Origin of the sequence: Citrobacter sp. W9 (assembly GCF_026719375.1) — a bacterium.
GTDB lineage: Bacteria > Pseudomonadota > Gammaproteobacteria > Enterobacterales > Enterobacteriaceae > Citrobacter > Citrobacter werkmanii.
Window position 1 is genome coordinate 149800 of the sequence record NZ_JAPPTE010000007.1, and the last position, 18452, is coordinate 168251.

The following is an 18452-nucleotide window of genomic DNA, read 5'->3' on the forward strand; positions in this document are numbered from 1 at the left end:
AAACTCAGCAGGACCGTACCACCAAGGGGATTAATCAGTAAATGTGTGCATTAGCGCCCATGCGTGTGTGCATATGCCCAAAATATTATTTTAACAATGCGTAATTAGTGAGCGTCTGCACAATGATTAACGTTGCTCTGCTGATTATACTAAATCACGGTTTCATAACGTCTGATAAATTATTATGTGTTTTTATTATCGGTAATTTATCACCAGGGATAGCTAACAAATAATAATAAAAACATTTTTATGTGCCCGAGGTAAATAGAATGATTCTGGATACAATTGTCGAGAAAAAGAAAGGTACACATACCCGCTATTTAATATTACTGATAATTTTTATTGTAACTGCCGTTAACTATGCGGACCGTGCGACGCTGTCAATTGCCGGCACGGAAGTGGCGAAAGAGTTGCACCTCAGCGCCATCTCAATGGGGTATATTTTTTCCGCCTTCGGTTGGGCTTACCTGCTGATGCAAATCCCCGGCGGCTGGCTGCTCGATAAGTTCGGCTCGAAGAAAGTCTATACCTGGAGCCTGTTCTTCTGGTCGCTGTTTACCTTCCTGCAGGGCTTTGTGGACATGTTCCCGCTGGCCTGGGCAGGTATTTCAATGTTCATCATGCGCTTTATGTTGGGCTTCTCAGAAGCACCTTCCTTCCCGGCCAACGCCCGTATCGTAGCGGCCTGGTTCCCGACCAAAGAGCGCGGTACGGCATCCGCGATTTTTAACTCCGCACAGTATTTTTCCCTGGCGCTGTTTTCGCCGCTGCTCGGCTGGCTGACCTTCGCCTGGGGCTGGGAGCACGTCTTTACCGTGATGGGGGCGATTGGTTTTGTGCTCACCGGGCTATGGGTAAAGTTTATTCATAACCCAACCGATCACCCGCGTATGTCGCAAGAAGAACTGAAGTTTATCTCTGAAAACGGCGCGGTCGTAGATATGGACCATAAGAAGCCGGGCGATGTGAAGTCAGGTGGTCCTAAGCTGCATTATATCAAGCAGTTGCTGACCAACCGTATGATGCTTGGCGTGTTCTTCGGACAGTATTTTATTAACACAATTACCTGGTTTTTCCTTACCTGGTTCCCGATTTACCTGGTACAGGAAAAAGGTATGTCGATCCTCAAAGTTGGTCTGGTGGCGTCTATTCCGGCGCTATGTGGATTCATTGGCGGCGTGCTGGGTGGGGTGTTCTCTGATTATCTGATTAAACGTGGCTCCAGCATCACCCTGGCGCGTAAGCTGCCGATTGTGCTCGGCATGCTGCTCGCATCGACCATTATTCTGTGTAACTACACCGATAACACCGCTCTGGTAGTCGCGCTGATGGCGCTGGCGTTCTTCGGCAAAGGCTTCGGGGCGTTGGGCTGGCCGGTGATTTCCGATACCGCGCCGAAAGAGATTGTCGGTCTGTGTGGTGGCGTATTTAACGTATTTGGCAACGTGGCCTCCATTGTTACTCCGTTGGTGATTGGGTATCTGGTGAGCGAGTTGCACTCATTTAATGCCGCGCTGATGTTTGTAGGGTGCTCAGCGCTGATGGCAATGGTTTGCTACCTGTTTATTGTCGGTGACATTAAACGTATGGAATTGCAGAAATAAACAAAGGTATAGGCGATGAATAACACGATTTTCCCGAATAAGTTTAAAGCGGCCCTCGCGGCGCAGCAGATTCAGATTGGCTGCTGGTCTGCATTAGCCAGTCCAATCAGCACTGAAGTTTTAGGTCTGGCGGGTTTCGACTGGCTGGTGCTGGACGGCGAACATGCGCCGAACGATATCTCGACGTTTATCCCGCAATTGATGGCGCTTAAAGGTAGCGCCAGCGCGCCGGTGGTACGTGTGCCGACCAACGAGCCGGTGATCATTAAGCGTCTGCTGGATATCGGGTTTTACAACTTCCTGATCCCGTTTGTTGAGACCGAAGAAGAGGCGGTGAATGCGGTGGCGTCAACTCGCTATCCACCGGAAGGTATTCGCGGCGTGTCCGTATCCCACCGCGCCAATATGTTTGGCACCGTGCCGGACTATTTTGCGCAGTCGAATAAGAACATCACCATCATCGTGCAGATCGAAAGTCAGCAGGGCGTTGATAACGTTGATGCAATCGCGGCGACCGAAGGCGTTGACGGTATCTTCGTCGGCCCCAGCGATCTGGCTGCGGCGTTAGGCCACCTCGGCAATGCGTCCCATCCCGATGTGCAGAAAGCTATCCAGCACATTTTCGCCCGCGCGAAAGCCCACGGTAAACCAAGCGGCATTCTGGCCCCGGTAGAGGCGGATGCGCGGCGTTATCTGGAGTGGGGTGCGACGTTTGTTGCCGTCGGCAGCGACCTTGGCGTGTTCCGTTCAGCCACGCAGAAACTGGCTGATTCTTTTAAGAAATAACCACCATCGACAGTAGAGAGAGATAAAGACATGACAATGAAAGTTGGTTTTATTGGCCTCGGTATCATGGGTAAACCAATGAGTAAAAACCTCCTCAAGGCAGGTTACTCGCTGGTGGTTGCTGACCGTAACCCGGAATCCATTGCGGACGTGATTGCCGCAGGCGCAGAAACCGCCGCCACGGCGAAAGACATTGCCGAGCAGTGTGATGTGATCATCACCATGCTGCCGAACTCTCCGCACGTGAAAGAGGTGGCGCTGGGCGAAGGCGGCATCATTGAAGGGGCGAAACCGGGGACGGTACTGATCGATATGAGTTCCATCGCACCGTTAGCCAGCCGTGAAATCAGCGAGGCGCTGAAAGCGAAAGGTGTGGATATGCTGGATGCGCCGGTCAGCGGCGGCGAGCCAAAAGCGATTGACGGTACGTTGTCGGTGATGGTCGGCGGCGATAAAGCGATTTTCGACAAGTACTACGATCTGCTGAAAGCGATGGCGGGTTCCGTGGTGCATACCGGCGAGATTGGCGCAGGCAACGTGACCAAGCTGGCTAATCAGGTGATTGTGGCGCTGAACATTGCGGCGATGTCTGAAGCACTGACGCTGGCGACTAAAGCGGGCGTGAATCCGGATCTGGTGTATCAGGCCATTCGTGGCGGACTGGCGGGCAGCACCGTACTGGATGCGAAAGCGCCGATGGTGATGGACCGCAACTTCAAACCGGGTTTCCGCATTGACTTGCATATTAAAGATCTGGCCAATGCGCTGGATACCTCGCATGGCGTTGGCGCTCAGTTGCCGCTGACGGCTGCTGTCATGGAGATGATGCAGGCGCTACGCGCAGATGGGTTGGGCACCGCCGATCATAGCGCGCTCGCCTGCTACTACGAAAAACTGGCGAAAGTGGAAGTCACTCGCTAACAAGAAGGGCGCGGATGCGCGCCCTGTATTTCTTGCCTTGCGCGGCACTTTCAGGCTACATAACTATGAAAATCGTAATTGCCCCAGACTCTTATAAAGAAAGCCTTTCTGCCACCGAGGTGGCTCAGGCAATAGAAAAAGGATTTCGGGAAATTTTTCCCGATGCGCAATATGTGTCTGTTCCGGTTGCCGACGGCGGCGAAGGAACGGTCGAAGCCATGATTGCCGCCACGCAGGGGAGTGAACATTCCGCGTGGGTGACGGGGCCGCTGGGCGAAAAAGTGAATGCCTGCTGGGGCATGTCCGGGGACGGTAAAACCGCGTTTATCGAAATGGCGGCAGCCAGTGGTCTGGCGCTGGTTCCTCCTGAAAAGCGCAATCCGTTAGTCACTACGTCGCGCGGTACCGGGGAGTTGATTTTGCAGGCGCTGAACAGCGGCGCACAAAGCATTATTATCGGCATTGGCGGTAGCGCGACCAACGACGGCGGCGCAGGTATGGCGCAGGCGCTGGGGGCGAAACTCTGTGATGCCAACGGGACTGACATTGGCTACGGCGGTGGTAGCCTGATGAGTCTGAACGCCATCGATATCTCGGGCCTGGATCCTCGCTTAAAAACCTGTTCAATTCGCGTGGCCTGTGATGTGACCAATCCACTCACCGGCGACACTGGCGCTTCACGTATCTTTGGCCCGCAGAAAGGGGCAACGGAAGAACGTATTCTCGAACTGGACCGTAATCTGTCTCACTATGCTGACATCATTAAAAAATCGCTGCGGGTCGACGTGAAGGACGTTCCCGGCGCCGGTGCGGCTGGTGGGATGGGCGCAGCGTTAATGGCTTTTTTAGGCGCGGATCTGCGCAGTGGGATAGAGATTGTGACTCAGGCGCTTAATCTGGAAGAACATATTCACGATTGCACGCTGGTAGTGACTGGCGAGGGGCGGATCGACAGCCAGAGTATTCACGGCAAAGTGCCGGTAGGTGTGGCGAATGTCGCGAAGAAGTACCACAAGCCAGTGATTGGTATTGGCGGCAGCCTGACGCATGATGTGGCGGTGGTGCATCAATATGGTATCGACGCGGTGTTTAGCGTATTGACCAGTATCAGCACACTGGAAGAGGCGTTCCGTGGGGCATTTGATAATATTTATCGTGCTTCAAGGAATATTGCCGCCACGCTGGCGATAGGAATGCGCAGTGCGGGGTGACATTGCCCCGCAAACCCTCTATACTGCGCGCCGAAGCTGACCAGACAGTCGCCGCTTCGTCGTCGTCCTCTTCGGGGGAGACGGGCGGAGGGGAGGAAAGTCCGGGCTCCATAGGGCAGGGTGCCAGGTAACGCCTGGGGGGGAAACCCACGACCAGTGCAACAGAGAGCAAACCGCCGATGGCCCACGTAAGTGGGATCAGGTAAGGGTGAAAGGGTGCGGTAAGAGCGCACCGCGCGGCTGGTAACAGTCCGTGGCACGGTAAACTCCACCCGGAGCAAGGCCAAATAGGGGTTCACAAGGTACGGCCCGTACTGAACCCGGGTAGGCTGCTTGAGCCAGTGAGCGATTGCTGGCCTAGATGAATGACTGTCCACGACAGAACCCGGCTTATCGGTCAGCTTCAACTTCTTCTAAAACAATACGTTGGTGTGTCTCAGGCCTTAATAGGTGAAAATGTGACACAGACTGTGATACAGACGAGGCACACCAGCGGCTGTTCCATCCCGAATATCCTAAAGCGTGGCAACCGCTACTGCCTTCATTTCAGACTACCTTCAGGTGGTTTGTTCCGCGTGTCTCTGGGCTGCGATTCAGCCAGCAGAGCAAGATTTATATCTTCCCGTCTCTCTATGTTCATTTCTTTTGTAAAATCGTCCAAAATGGAGCCAGCCCAATTATTGGACATAGTGCAGAAAATGAAGAAGTTAGAACAAGACGATATTGATCGTTATTTGCTTAAAATTCAGGCAGGTTTTTACGCCGCAGCAAAAAGAATTCCCTCAACTGTACGTAACACCCTGCGAGAATCCGGGTCATTGGCTCGTGAAAAACGCAATGCGCATGATTTTGGGCTGCTACTTGATGGAACCTTTAAACAAGATGTTGAACCGCTGTCGACAGATTCAGTCATAGAGCAACTTGGTAGCCAGTTTGATCTTACGGGCATGGCGGATGAAATCGATTATTTGGCCTCAGAGTACGATCTCCTTTGGAGACATTACTGCGATGCACATATAGCCTTTATGGATCAACGGCATTCTGATTATCGCCAGATCGTTAACTCTATGCGACCAGAAAGTGATTATGTTCCCGGTCAAGCTGCTAAGCCTGAAGAACCACAGACCCCTGCTTTGTCGCTATGTGAGGCATGGAAGGGTTTTGTAAAATATAAGTCGGACTGGACTCCCAAGATTCGGCAGGGGAATGAAAAATACTATGAAGTGATAGAGGCGGTTTTGGGGGCTGACACTCAAGTTTCTGACATTTCTCGACGTGATATTAAAAACCTGCTTGAGGTAGTTGAAGGTTTACCTCGTCAGAATAAGAGGCCTTATAACCGTATGACGATCCAGCAATTTTTGGACTTGGATGAAGTCCCAGAAGAAGATCTGGTTTCATCCAAAACTGTCAAAGATTATCTGAAACTGTGTCAGGGGTTGTTTTCAACATACCTGACTAAAGAAGAGGATATTCTTGAATCATCACCGACACTTAACGTTACGTACCAAGCTAAAAGCCACAGCTATGGTTATTACACTCGAGCAGAAATGCGAAAATTAGTATGTCACTTTGCGACTTTGGAAGGGTGGAATAAATGGGGTTTTTTGCTATTGGCGTACACTGGCGCAAGACGCTCTGAAATCGCAAAACTGAAAGTTTCCGATGTGCGGTTGGACGAGGATAGCCAGAGGCATTACATAATGATCGGGGATAGTAAAACTGAGGCAGGGATTCGACAGGTTCCTATCGCAAAGCGTCTTCTTGACATGGGGTTCTTGCTGTATCTGGATGGCAAAAAGCCAGATGCTTACTTGTTTCCCGAGATTACTAATCGAAGTCAGGTAACCCGGTTGTTCCACGCGATACGCGAGCAATTGAATATTGATTACCTTGACGATTTTAAAAACAGGCGCATTGTTCACAGCTTACGCCACACTTTCGTAACTGAAATTCAGGCAAAACATACTCTCACGCTTGTTCAGCAGACAATCGGCCATGAGCATTCAAACCAGGGGCAAACTAAGGTTTATACAGGCAAGATGAAAGTTTCTGACTTGCTTCCAGTGGTTGATAGTGTTGATTGGTTTTAGTGATAGTCATTCTAATTCAATGGTTTTGCTGAGCCGTAGCTAAGCGCTTATCGACAGGGAAGCACAATGTCGGAGTATCGCAAAAGCGGGAAAATTGCAGAAGAAAACCCGAAAAATACCGCAGATTAAAATAATCTTTGCACTGCAGTTTGTTTTGCGATATTATTATTTTGGGATTTTATATGCCATGTAAACTTTATTCGAAAAAATTTCATCCATCTTTTTTGCCGTCAGGCTTTGCTTGATGGGGTTTGAACTACCTGTACCCGCTTCGTTTTACGGTGGTCAGATGGTAATAACTTATACGTGTGTGCGTGTACGCGAGGGGGGTTGTTTGTATAAATAACTTATGGGGGTGTTGTGTCAGAAGAAGGATCTATTCAGTCAATGCTCACACAGGCTACGCCTTACACAACCAAAGTTCATACACACGGGCGTTACAGGGTCATCACAGGTGATGTTTTCATTCATCATGGTTACGCCTACCCGATCAACGCCACCGACCAATCTGGTGTTCGCCTTGATATCCTTACCCCTATAGCAGAACAGCTTGATGCAATACTATCCATCTACAGCCGGGTTTACTTCTCTCGCTTCGATTTACGCTTACCTGAGAATACCCCAATAGACACAGGCAACAAGTGGGTAAGCGACCTGTTTAAAAAACTACGTGAACGTCTGAAGTCTAAATTAAACAGACCTGAGGGATTAGCAGAACCGATCCTCAACTTTGCTTATGGCTGGGTACGGGAGAAGGAGGAAGCAAAGCAGGTGCATTATCATTGCTGGATTGCTCTCCCGCATCGACAGGTCAGACGCCTTGGGACACCCACAAGCGGCATTGCCGGAAGTATTGTTGAAATCTGGATGGGCCTGACGGGCGGTAAAGCAGCGCTGGTGGAGCTGCCAAAAGCAACGGAAAGATATCCGAATCATTACGTTATCGAAAGAAATAGGCCGGAAACGCTAAAGGGTCCCTTTCTGTGGGTATCGTATCTGGCGAAAGAGCGTGGGAAGTATCAGACCGGAAATGGGGATCGGGTACACTCAACATCAAAGTTGAGCAATAAAAACCATAATTGCTAAATCCTTCGTGTAACGCTCTCTACGGCCTTCAAATCAGGAGGCAGTACCTTCGCATTACCCACGCCAAAAAAAGCGCTCACGATAGCGCTCATTGCGTTTAACAATACCCTCTCTCATATATCACGGCTTAACTTTTAAATATAGCACCACATCTCTATCTTTTCCACGTAGATTTAAGCTGGTGTGCGGCTCCGCTGGATTTACTGTCGCCGGAATATTTCGGATTAATTGACCCGAAAATAGCCATAATTAAGCCTCACACGTTGGCAGGGCAGCATCTGAATCTGAGTGAAGACAGGTTAAATCTTACGCCTCTTTGATGTTCCAGTTTCGTTTGATAGTCGGGAGACTTAAATTCAATGCTAACGCCGCTTTGGACTGACTCAGCCCCTTAGCTCTGGCTTCCTGTACACGCTGAAGGGTATCTGACGCAACCGGACGGCCTAACTTCTTCCCTTCCTTCCTGGCTCTTACTAAACCCTCTTTTGTACGTTCAATGATGCGGGATTTTTCGAATTCTGCAAACGCAGAAAACATTTGCAGCATCAACTTCCCTTCCGCGCTGGAAAGGTTACGCACAGGCAGATCCAGTGAAACAACATCAATCCCTTTATCCACCAGCATCGTAATGGTTTGCTGCACGTCGATGTTGTCCCTTCCCAGGCGGTCCAGTTTCAATACTACAAGCTGATCCCCAGCCTCCAGTTTATGAGTCACCATATCAGCAAAGCCTTTGCGCTGCATTGCCTGTACTCCCCCTGACACGGTTTCTGATATCACCCTGCTATCATTCACTGCATAGCCAGCCTGACGAATCGCCATAATCTGGTTTTCTGTTGACTGTTCGCTGGTGGACACACGGCAATATGCAAATGTACGGCTCATAATCGCTCCCCTGATTGGTATCAAAAACGGTATCATAATTAACTAATGGTATCATAATGTCAATGTGCTAATTTAATGACACCAATTTAAGGTAGGGTTTACTGGTATCATAAAACGTTCGATTGTTGACACTAACCAGGTCAATGTCATTGGCCTGTATGATATTTGTAAAAGATTGAGAGTTGCCTTTTGAAGCTGGTGGAGCATGCTTGACTGATCTGGCAATCGCTTAGCAATTTTTTGTTAAGTAGCAAAAGAGAGTAAGACTTGATGAAAAAATTCACATAATTGGTTATGTACTGTTAGCTGCTCTTAGTTTGCTAAAAACCAAATAAAAACAATAGATTGATAAAAATGAAAAAAAGATAAAGTTTAGGCCAAAGTGGTCGATAACTTGAATGACACAGGTAAGCCTGACTTATATACCCAAAAGGAAAATTTTATGGCACAAGTTATCAACACTAACAGCCTGTCGCTGTTGACCCAAAATAACCTGAACAAATCCCAGTCTTCCCTTAGCTCCGCTATTGAGCGTTTGTCTTCCGGTCTGCGTATCAACAGCGCTAAAGACGACGCCGCTGGCCAGGCGATTGCTAACCGCTTCACCTCCAACATCAAAGGTCTGACTCAGGCTTCCCGTAACGCCAACGATGGTATCTCCATCGCTCAGACCACTGAAGGCGCGCTGTCTGAAATCAACAACAACTTACAACGTGTTCGTGAACTGTCAGTTCAGGCAACCAACGGCACCAACTCCCAGTCCGACCTGGACTCTATCCAGAATGAAATCACCCAGCGTCTGGGCGAAATCGACCGCGTATCCGGTCAGACTCAGTTCAACGGCGTGAAAGTGCTGGCGTCCGACAGCTCCATGAAAATCCAGGTTGGTGCGAACGATGGCGAAACCATCACTATCGACCTGAAAGAAATCACCTCTAAGACTCTTGGCCTGACTGGCTTCAACGTGAACGGTAAAGGTGAAGTAGCGAACAAAGCTGCTACTGCAGATAGCCTGACGCTGGCTGGATTTGATAAAGGTGTACCTGATAAAGATGGTACCATTACTTTCAAAAAGGATGTCGATAATGCTAAAGCGACAGCCTCAGATGTGATGACAAGCGTTAAAGATAAAAGCACCTTACATTTTGACGGCACCGGTAATGGGCTTGGCGTTGCAGCCACAGATAATAAATACACTTACGATGCAGCAAGTAAATCGTATAGCTTTAGCGCGACAGGAGTTTCTTCTACAAACGCTCTGAATAAATTTGCTCCAAACGCCGGGGATTCATTCACCGCGAATGTAAAAATTGGCGCAACTACCCAAGATGTAAAAGTAAGTAAAGACGGAACTATCACATCCACAGATGGCAAAGCGCTTTTTCTGGATGCTAAGGGTAACCTGACCCAGACAAGTAACGGCCAGACTAAGGCGGCTACCTGGGATAATCTGATTGCTAATACCGATACTACCGGTTTAGACGCTTATGGTAATCCGACTGCATCAGCCGTAAACACAACGATTAAAGTTGGAGATACTACGATTACCTCAGTAGGCGGCAGTGCAGAAATGCACAAAGCTAATGCTTATTCAGCTGCTTATAAAACTGCATATGATGATGCTTATGCTACTAAATATAATGCAGATTATAAAACAACATATGACGCTCAAATTAAAGACGGTGCTACTACTGCTGATGCTGAAGCCGCTGCAACTGCTTTTGCTACAGGAACCGCAAAAACTGCGGGTGATACCGCAGGTGTAGCAGCGGGTACGCTTGCAAAAACTGCAATGACTACTCCGTCTAACGCAACAGTAGACGTATCCGGAGCAAAAATTTCAGCTACGGAAATGGCAAAAGATATCAGCACTGGTGATTTCACGGTTACTGACGGCGAAGGGGCTGGTGTATATTCAGTTACTGCGGGCGCTGTAAAATATGATTCGGATGGCGCAGGAACTGCTGCTACAGCTAAGGATGCTTTTACCGATATCGAAGGTAAACTGACCAACGTCGCTAAAGAAACTGTGAACTACTATGCTCACTCCAATGGTGCTGTCACAAACAACGCTGGCTCAAAAATTTACCTAAATGAAAGTGGTAAACTGACTACCGAGTCCACCACAAAGTCAACATCTACCTCCGATCCGTTGAAAGCGTTGGATGACGCTCTGGCTAAAGTTGACGCACTGCGTTCCGACCTGGGTGCAGTACAGAACCGTTTCGATTCTACCATCACCAACCTGGGCAACACCGTTAACAACCTGACTTCTGCTCGTAGCCGTATCGAAGATGCTGACTACGCGACCGAAGTATCCAACATGTCCCGTGCACAGATCCTGCAACAGGCTGGTACTTCTGTTCTGGCACAAGCTAACCAGACCACGCAGAACGTACTGTCTCTGCTGCGTTAATATAGTTTATAGTACTAAGCCCCGTGATTGCGGGGCTTTTTTGTTTAATGTGCTAAAACTGGTTCTAAGGTACAACTGTTATGAATGATATCTCATATGGTCGAGAAGCGGAAAAATGGCCCCGTGAATATTCTACGCTTGCTCGCAGGATACAATTTCTACGCTTCAATGATTATCCTGTAAAGTTGGTAAGCGGCAACGGGCAATCAATAATCGGTTATATTTCAAAGTTTAATCAGAAAGAAAATATGATCTTGGCATCTGATGAAGCTAAGGGAAGCAATAGGATTGAGGTAAAACTTGAGTTTCTCGCATCACTCGAAGAATTGCCGATTGGCGAAAGTTTAACCGCAAGACTTATTGCTGCTGATGTTTTTAATGTTCAGCCATGTGACCCAACAAGGAAAGACTTTTTCTCTATCTGCAATAAGTGCTTTAAACAAGGGGTGGGTATAAAAGTACATATGCTAGATGGGCGTATTCTGATAGGGGAAACAACAGGCGTTAATGCTTGTCAAGTCGGAATGATTAGACCTAATGGCAACCATATGCAGATCATGTTTGACTGGGTTAGCAGAATAACCTCCTCAGATTACTCTGATTAAACCTTCATATTATCAGTTGGTTATCAATATTTTCAAAAGGATATTTGGTCAAGAGAATGAGTAGCTAATTCAATAAATATGGAGTCGTTTAGCTGATCTTGCATCTTGTTTTGTTTTCAACATGACGTTACGAAAGGAGGCCGCTAGATGCAGCCCCTGAGATGGGTCATCGGATATCTTTCATTCTGAATTTGTACGTTACGTCGTCAGAGTCCGCGTGTAACTCTTTCACTGTGAGTTCGTCATTTCGAACCATAAACACCACATTAAATTCAACATTACCAGTGCCCCGCCAACGGTTAGAACTTTGACCTGACTCTGTCCAAATCACGTTGTCATCAGATAATTTACAGTCGAATGAAAAACGCTAGTTATCCGAAGGGCGCATGTATGAAACAGTAAACACTCCAGCCGTTTTCGTTTTGGCTACTTGAGTTTTACCCACACTCTCTGCAAGACCTCATTGCCATGATACAAGTCCTTAATCATTAACTTCGACGGTATACCGCCCGCCTTTGTCCTTAATTATGTACTGATATACGTCATCGCAGAACACAGTGACTGAGCCACCAAAAGCAGCAGGGAAGACACCATTCACTTTGTCACATTGATAACCAGCATTACGAATAACAGCCTGGCTTTCTGATTTCAGTTCAGGCGATCCATCACTCGCCAGCACGCAATTGGACATGCTAACCCCCAGAAATACCGCAACAATCTTTTTCATAACAGCCTCATTAGTTGAGTAAAGTTTGTGCACCATAGGCAAACACATGGATGTGCTTAGATTACTTTAATCGATTGATATTATAAAATCGATCGGTAAAATTGATCAATATGGTTACTATAATCGCCTAAGGAGATTGAAGATTGCTAAGTAGTAGTGATTGGTGAAAAACGAACATTGAGGGGTTAAGGATGAAAGGTTCTGTATTGATGTTTTGCAGTTTGTTGTTGCCGTTTAACGCCAGCGCGGGTCGAATAACGATGAGTAACCCAGATCAATCGACGATGGAAAATGGTCGGACTCTCTGTGTTTATAGCAATAGCATTTACACGTTTACCTATATCACGAAGTCGAAACATTGCCCGTACAGCAAAAGCTTCGACACGGCTGATAGCGAGTAAATTTCAGGACTATCGTTGTGATACAAAGTGGGATACAGTCTGTGATACAAGACAACACAAACGCCACAGATGCCTGACGTATGGTTGATTTTTCCTGACTTATCGGTCAGCTTCACTCTTTATAAAACCCCGCTTCGGCGGGGTTTTTGCTGTATGGGCAGGCTAAATGAATGACTGTCCACGACGCTATGCTCAAAAGAACGCGGCTTATCGGTCAGCCTCACTCTTTACAAAACCCCGCTTCGGCGGGGTTTTTGCTTTCTGAGTAGATTGTCATGCCTGATGGCGCTGCGCTTATCAGGCCTACTGGGTGTATGGAACTGGCTTTGTAGGCTGGATAAGGTGTTTACACCGCCATCCGGCAAATGTTTTCCTGATAGCGTTGCGATTGGTTTACCACGAATCTGGCGTTTATTTCCTATTCATCTAATCTTTATTTCGTTCTTATTAATATTCCTGACTTCTTTTATAAGAGGAAATGTCTCTCGGGATAATTCTTGTTTTGTGATGTGTAACACAAAACGCTACGCGATACGTTTTTACCGAGAATAATCACGCGCAATCGATCGTCATCACAAAATTAGTTGCTGATAAAATGCGCAAAACCAGTGTTAATGTAATGTTGCCAATAGTGATCATTTGTTTTAATTGGTTTAAATATTGATAAATGCAATGTTTCTTTACAAACAAACAAGGCAAAAAAATGTGATGCATGGCGTTATTTAAACACCATAAACGATAAAATATAATTATATTTGATAAATTACTTATTAAATTTAAGCGCCATTTTTACCGATAATTACTCTGTAATTGATTGAAATATAGCCTTTCGTGGTTCGAAGAAATAACAACAAAAATGATGTCGTTATAGCCATAAAAAATCGTTATCCCCCCATCTTTTTTTGATTAAAGTCAGGGTTAAGTGAGATTGATATTTTCTATCTATATGATTAATAAGTAATTATCAATTTAATAATAATCTTACAAAATGTAAGGGAAGGGGATTTGTGAGTGGTCGCACATATCCTCGTTTGCTTAATTTGGTAAACTTCCTGCCGTCAACAAAGTTATTAGAGCAGGACGATATGAATACTATTTCTCTCCCTAAAACACAGCACTTAGTGGTCTTTCAGGAAGTCATTAGAAGTGGTTCTATCGGTTCTGCTGCAAAAGAATTAGGTTTAACTCAACCGGCGGTCAGCAAAATCATTAATGATGTTGAGGCTTATTTTGGTATTGAGTTAGTGGTGCGTAAAAATACCGGCGTTACCTTGACTCAGGCAGGTCAGGTGATGCTCTCATGGTCTGAATCCATTACTCGTGAAATGAAAAACATGGTTGATGAGATGAACAGCATGACGAGTAACGCAGTGGTTGATGTATCGTTTGGCTTTCCTTCACTGATCGCCTTCACCATCATGTCCGGCATGATTAAAAAATTTAAAGAGGTGTTTCCGAAGGCGCAGGTTTCCATGTACGAAGCGCAGCTCTCCTCGTTCTTACCCGCGCTTCGTGACGGGCGCCTCGACTTCGCTATCGGTACGCTGAGTGATGAGATGAAACTACAGGATCTCCATGTTGAGCCGCTCTTTGAGTCAGACTTTATACTGGTCGCCAGCAAGTCCCGAACATGCACCGGCATCACCTCGCTGAGCGCGTTGAAAAACGAACAGTGGGTGTTGCCACAAACGAATATGGGATACTACCGCGAACTTCTAACTACGTTACAAAATAATGGCATCAGCAGTGAAAACATCGTTAATACTGACTCCGTCGTCACCATTTATAATCTTGTTCTCAATGCTGATTTCTTAACAGTAATTCCCTGTGACATGACCACACCGTTTGGCTCAAACCAGTTTATTACTATCCCGGTACAAGAGACGTTACCCGTCGCGCGTTATGCCGCCGTGTGGTCGAAAAATTATCGAATTAAAAAAGCAGCATCTATTTTGGTGGAATTAGCCAAGGAATATTCATCATATAATTGTCGAAGACGAAGGCAATTAGTTGAAGTTGATTAAAGATTGAATTTGTTTTAACACGGACTCAACGCCATCTGTCTATATCTGACAATGGTTACGGCTATCTATTTACTTTAATACCCAGGTAAGAGGTTCTAATGCACATTACATACGATCTCCCAGTTGCAATTGAAGATATCCTCGAAGCGAAAAAAAGACTGGCGGGGAAAATATATAAAACGGGAATGCCTCGCTCTAACTATTTTAGTGAACGTTGCAAAGGGGAAATTTTCCTCAAGTTTGAAAACATGCAGCGTACCGGTTCATTTAAAATCCGTGGCGCTTTTAACAAGCTCAGTTCATTAACCGAAGCTGAAAGATGTAAAGGCGTGGTGGCTTGCTCTGCAGGGAACCATGCGCAAGGGGTTTCTCTCTCCTGCGCCATGCTCGGAATTGACGGCAAAGTGGTGATGCCGAAAGGCGCACCGAAGTCTAAAGTGGCGGCAACCTGCGATTATTCCGCGGAAGTTGTGCTGCACGGCGACAACTTCAACGACACCATCGCGAAGGTTAGCGAGATTGTGGAAACGGAAGGCCGTATCTTTATACCACCATATGATGACCCGAAAGTCATTGCCGGTCAGGGCACTATTGGTCTGGAAATTCTCGAAGATCTGTACGATGTCGATAACGTGATTGTGCCAATTGGCGGCGGCGGACTGATTGCAGGTATTGCAGTGGCAATTAAATCGATTAACCCGACCATTAAAATTATTGGCGTACAGTCTGAAAACGTTCACGGCATGGCGGCTTCTTTCCGCGCTGGAGAAATAACCACGCACCGAACGACCGGCACCCTGGCGGATGGTTGTGACGTCTCCCGCCCGGGTACTTTAACGTATGAAATCGTTCGTGAGTTGGTAGATGACATTGTCCTGGTCAGCGAAGATGAAATTCGCAACAGCATGGTGGCATTAATTCAGCGAAATAAAGTTGTGACTGAAGGTGCCGGTGCGCTGGCATGCGCAGCATTATTAAGCGGGAAATTAGATAGCTATATCCAGAACAGAAAAACAGTCAGCATTATTTCTGGCGGTAATATCGATCTTTCTCGTGTATCTCAAATTACTGGTTTAGTTGACGCTTAATATACTTCGTTGAGGATAGGATATGAGTACTACTGATAGCATTGTATCCAGCCAGACAAAGCAGTCGTCCTGGCGCAAATCGGACACCACCTGGACACTGGGTTTATTTGGTACAGCCATCGGCGCAGGGGTGCTGTTCTTCCCTATCCGCGCAGGTTTTGGCGGACTGATCCCCATTCTGATCATGCTGGTGTTAGCATACCCCATCGCTTTCTATTGCCACCGTGCGCTAGCACGCCTGTGTCTTTCCGGTTCTAACCCTTCCGGTAACATCACAGAAACGGTTGAAGAGCACTTTGGTAAAACGGGCGGCGTGGTAATCACGTTCCTCTACTTCTTTGCGATTTGTCCGCTGCTGTGGATTTATGGCGTCACCATTACCAACACCTTTATGACCTTCTGGGAAAACCAGCTGCAAATGCCCGCGCTGAACCGTGGCTTCGTGGCGCTGTTCCTGTTGCTGCTGATGGCATTCGTCATCTGGTTTGGTAAAGATCTGATGGTTAAAGTGATGAGCTACCTGGTATGGCCGTTCATTGCCAGCCTGGTGCTTATCTCTCTGTCACTGATTCCTTACTGGAACTCTGCGGTTATCGATCAGGTTGATATCAGCAATATCGCCCTGACTGGCCATGACGGCATCCTGGTTACCGTATGGCTGGGTATTTCCATCATGGTGTTCTCTTTCAACTTCTCGCCAATCGTTTCTTCCTTCGTAGTCTCTAAACGCGAAGAGTATGAGAAAGATTACGGTCGCGAATTCACCGAGCAGAAATGTTCTAAAATCATCTCCCGCGCCAGTATGCTGATGGTTGCGGTGGTAATGTTCTTCGCCTTTAGCTGCCTGTTCACGCTCTCTCCGGCAAACATGGCGGATGCGAAAGCGCAAAACATTCCAGTGCTGTCTTACCTGGCGAACCACTTCGCTTCACTGTCCGGTACGAAGTCTACCTTCGCCACGATTCTGGAATACGGTGCTTCAATCATCGCCCTGGTTGCTATCTTCAAATCTTTCTTCGGCCACTATCTGGGGACGCTGGAAGGTCTGAACGGTCTGGTGCTGAAGTTTGGTTACAAAGGCGATAAAACCAAAGTTTCCATGGGCAAGCTCAACACCATCAGCATGATCTTCATCATGGGTTCCACCTGGGTTGTGGCATACGCCAACCCGAACATCCTGGACCTGATTGAAGCAATGGGCGCGCCGATTATTGCCTCTCTGCTCTGCCTGCTGCCGATGTATGCCATCCGTAAAGCGCCATCACTGGCGAAATACCGTGGCCGTCTGGATAACGTGTTTGTTACCGTGATTGGTCTGCTGACCATCCTGAACATTGTCTACAAACTGTTTTAATCCTTAAGCTCAGGATGAGCGGAGTAGTGAAATGAATGAGTTTCCGGTAGTACTGGTTATTAACTGTGGTTCATCTTCCATTAAATTCTCAGTGCTCGATGCAGCAAACTGTGAAGTTTTAATGGCGGGAATTGCAGACGGTATTAACTCTGAAAATGCGTTCATAGCAATTAATGGAGGAGAGCCAGCTAAGCTGGCTCACCACAGCTACGAAGACGCATTAAAAGCGATTGCCGTTGAACTGGAAAAACGTAATTTAATGGACAGCGTGGCCTTAATTGGCCACCGCATTGCCCACGGCGGAAATATCTTTACCGAATCAGCAATTATTACTGAGGAAGTTATCGACAATATTCGCCGGGTATCGCCATTAGCACCGCTACATAATTATGCGAACCTGAGCGGGATTGAATCTGCTCAGCACCTTTTCCCAGGCGTGCAGCAGGTCGCGGTATTTGATACCAGCTTCCACCAGACGATGGCCCCAGAAGCCTATCTGTACGGTTTACCGTGGAAATATTTTGAGGAGTTAGGCGTTCGTCGTTACGGTTTCCACGGCACGTCGCATCGCTATGTTTCGCAACGGGCGCATGAACTTCTGGATCTGCAGAATGATGATTCTGGTCTGGTTGTGGCGCATCTGGGCAACGGCGCCTCTATCTGTGCGGTACGTAACGGGCAGAGCGTTGATACCTCGATGGGCATGACGCCGCTGGAAGGGCTGATGATGGGCACACGCAGCGGCGACGTAGATTTCGGCGCGATGGCGTGGATTGCCGCTGAAACCAACCAGACGCTGAGCGACCTTGAGCGCGTAGTGAATAAAGAGTCCGGGTTGCTGGGTATTTCCGGTCTGTCCTCTGACTTACGTACGTTAGAAAAAGCCTGGCACGAAGGGCATGAGCGCGCGCAGCTGGCGATTAAAACGTTTGTGCATCGTATTGCGCGTCATATCGCCGGACATGCCGCATCGCTGCATCGTCTTGATGGCATTATTTTCACCGGTGGAATCGGTGAGAACTCAGTATTAATTCGGCGTTTGGTTATCGAGCATCTGGCCGTTTTAGGTGTAAATATCGATAGCGAGATGAATAGTCTGCCAAATTCCCATGGCGAAAGAATTATCTCTAATAAGGATGCTCGTGTTATTTGTGCGGTTATTCCGACAAATGAAGAGAAAATGATTGCTCGTGATGCCATTGCGTTAGGCAAAATTAATATCCCAGTAGCATTTGCATAATTAATTTTCAG

The 18452-nt window shown here is 47.3% G+C and carries 15 protein-coding genes and 1 other RNA gene; 14 read left to right on the top strand and 2 right to left on the bottom strand.

All coding sequences use genetic code 11. The annotated features are described in order from the left end of the window. Positions 1-269: 269 nt before the first annotated feature. The 7 genes from garP to OOJ59_RS12850 all read left to right on the top strand — a co-directional run bounded on the left by garP (position 270) and on the right by OOJ59_RS12850 (position 7701). Positions 270-1604, top strand: a complete 1335-nt coding sequence (gene garP / locus OOJ59_RS12820; RefSeq protein ID WP_038634125.1) for a galactarate/glucarate/glycerate transporter GarP — start codon at positions 270-272, stop codon at positions 1602-1604. 15 nt (positions 1605-1619) lie between these two features. Further along, positions 1620-2390, top strand: coding sequence for a 2-dehydro-3-deoxyglucarate aldolase (gene garL / locus OOJ59_RS12825; protein ID WP_038634122.1), 771 nt, complete (start codon positions 1620-1622; stop codon positions 2388-2390). Between the two features lie 30 nt (positions 2391-2420). Beyond that, on the top strand, positions 2421-3311 hold the full coding sequence (gene garR / locus OOJ59_RS12830; RefSeq protein ID WP_038634119.1) for a 2-hydroxy-3-oxopropionate reductase: 891 nt from the start codon (positions 2421-2423) through the stop codon (positions 3309-3311). A 65-nt stretch (positions 3312-3376) separates the two neighbouring features. Continuing rightward, positions 3377-4522 (top strand): glycerate 2-kinase, encoded by a 1146-nt coding sequence (gene garK / locus OOJ59_RS12835; protein ID WP_069324377.1) that lies wholly within the window; start codon positions 3377-3379, stop codon positions 4520-4522. Between the two features lie 32 nt (positions 4523-4554). Beyond that, an RNA gene (rnpB, locus tag OOJ59_RS12840) (RNase P RNA component class A) lies at positions 4555-4931 on the top strand. A gap of 289 nt (positions 4932-5220) precedes the next feature. Beyond that, positions 5221-6615, top strand: coding sequence for a tyrosine-type recombinase/integrase (locus OOJ59_RS12845; protein WP_224769929.1), 1395 nt, complete (start codon positions 5221-5223; stop codon positions 6613-6615). A gap of 387 nt (positions 6616-7002) precedes the next feature. Next, positions 7003-7701, top strand: a complete 699-nt coding sequence (locus OOJ59_RS12850; RefSeq protein WP_060683151.1) for a YagK/YfjJ domain-containing protein — start codon at positions 7003-7005, stop codon at positions 7699-7701. Between the two features lie 306 nt (positions 7702-8007). On the opposite strand, the gene OOJ59_RS12855 is transcribed toward OOJ59_RS12850, so the two are convergent. Beyond that, positions 8008-8586, bottom strand: a complete 579-nt coding sequence (locus tag OOJ59_RS12855; RefSeq protein WP_044701290.1) for a recombinase family protein — start codon at positions 8584-8586, stop codon at positions 8008-8010. Between the two features lie 442 nt (positions 8587-9028). Here OOJ59_RS12855 and OOJ59_RS12860 point away from each other — a divergent pair, with 442 nt between their 5' ends. Together OOJ59_RS12860 and OOJ59_RS12865 are read left to right on the top strand one after the other, a co-directional pair. Further along, positions 9029-11002 (top strand): flagellin N-terminal helical domain-containing protein, encoded by a 1974-nt coding sequence (locus tag OOJ59_RS12860; RefSeq protein ID WP_193157139.1) that lies wholly within the window; start codon positions 9029-9031, stop codon positions 11000-11002. An 80-nt stretch (positions 11003-11082) separates the two neighbouring features. Further along, a complete protein-coding gene (locus OOJ59_RS12865; RefSeq protein ID WP_069219472.1) occupies positions 11083-11607 on the top strand; it encodes a phase-1 flagellin repressor protein in 525 nt (174 codons plus the stop codon). 481 nt (positions 11608-12088) lie between these two features. On the opposite strand, the gene OOJ59_RS12870 is transcribed toward OOJ59_RS12865, so the two are convergent. Further along, complete coding sequence (locus tag OOJ59_RS12870; RefSeq protein WP_057687788.1) at positions 12089-12334, bottom strand: hypothetical protein; 246 nt, start codon at positions 12332-12334, stop codon at positions 12089-12091. Positions 12335-12525: 191 nt separating this feature from the next. Between OOJ59_RS12870 and OOJ59_RS12875 the strand changes: the two genes are divergently transcribed. The 5 genes from OOJ59_RS12875 to tdcD all read left to right on the top strand — a co-directional run bounded on the left by OOJ59_RS12875 (position 12526) and on the right by tdcD (position 18441). Further along, positions 12526-12735, top strand: a complete 210-nt coding sequence (locus OOJ59_RS12875) for a hypothetical protein (protein ID WP_071681678.1) — start codon at positions 12526-12528, stop codon at positions 12733-12735. A 1085-nt stretch (positions 12736-13820) separates the two neighbouring features. Continuing rightward, positions 13821-14759 carry a transcriptional regulator TdcA gene (gene tdcA, locus OOJ59_RS12880; protein WP_038634113.1) on the top strand — a complete coding sequence of 313 codons (939 nt, stop codon included), beginning with the start codon at positions 13821-13823 and terminating at the stop codon, positions 14757-14759. 98 nt (positions 14760-14857) lie between these two features. Then, on the top strand, positions 14858-15847 hold the full coding sequence (tdcB, locus tag OOJ59_RS12885) for a bifunctional threonine ammonia-lyase/L-serine ammonia-lyase TdcB (protein ID WP_042311192.1): 990 nt from the start codon (positions 14858-14860) through the stop codon (positions 15845-15847). Between the two features lie 22 nt (positions 15848-15869). After that, positions 15870-17201, top strand: a complete 1332-nt coding sequence (tdcC, locus tag OOJ59_RS12890) for a threonine/serine transporter TdcC (protein ID WP_006687934.1) — start codon at positions 15870-15872, stop codon at positions 17199-17201. A gap of 31 nt (positions 17202-17232) precedes the next feature. Beyond that, positions 17233-18441 carry a propionate kinase gene (gene tdcD, locus OOJ59_RS12895; RefSeq protein ID WP_079225955.1) on the top strand — a complete coding sequence of 403 codons (1209 nt, stop codon included), beginning with the start codon at positions 17233-17235 and terminating at the stop codon, positions 18439-18441. The last annotated feature ends 11 nt before the right edge of the window (positions 18442-18452 follow it).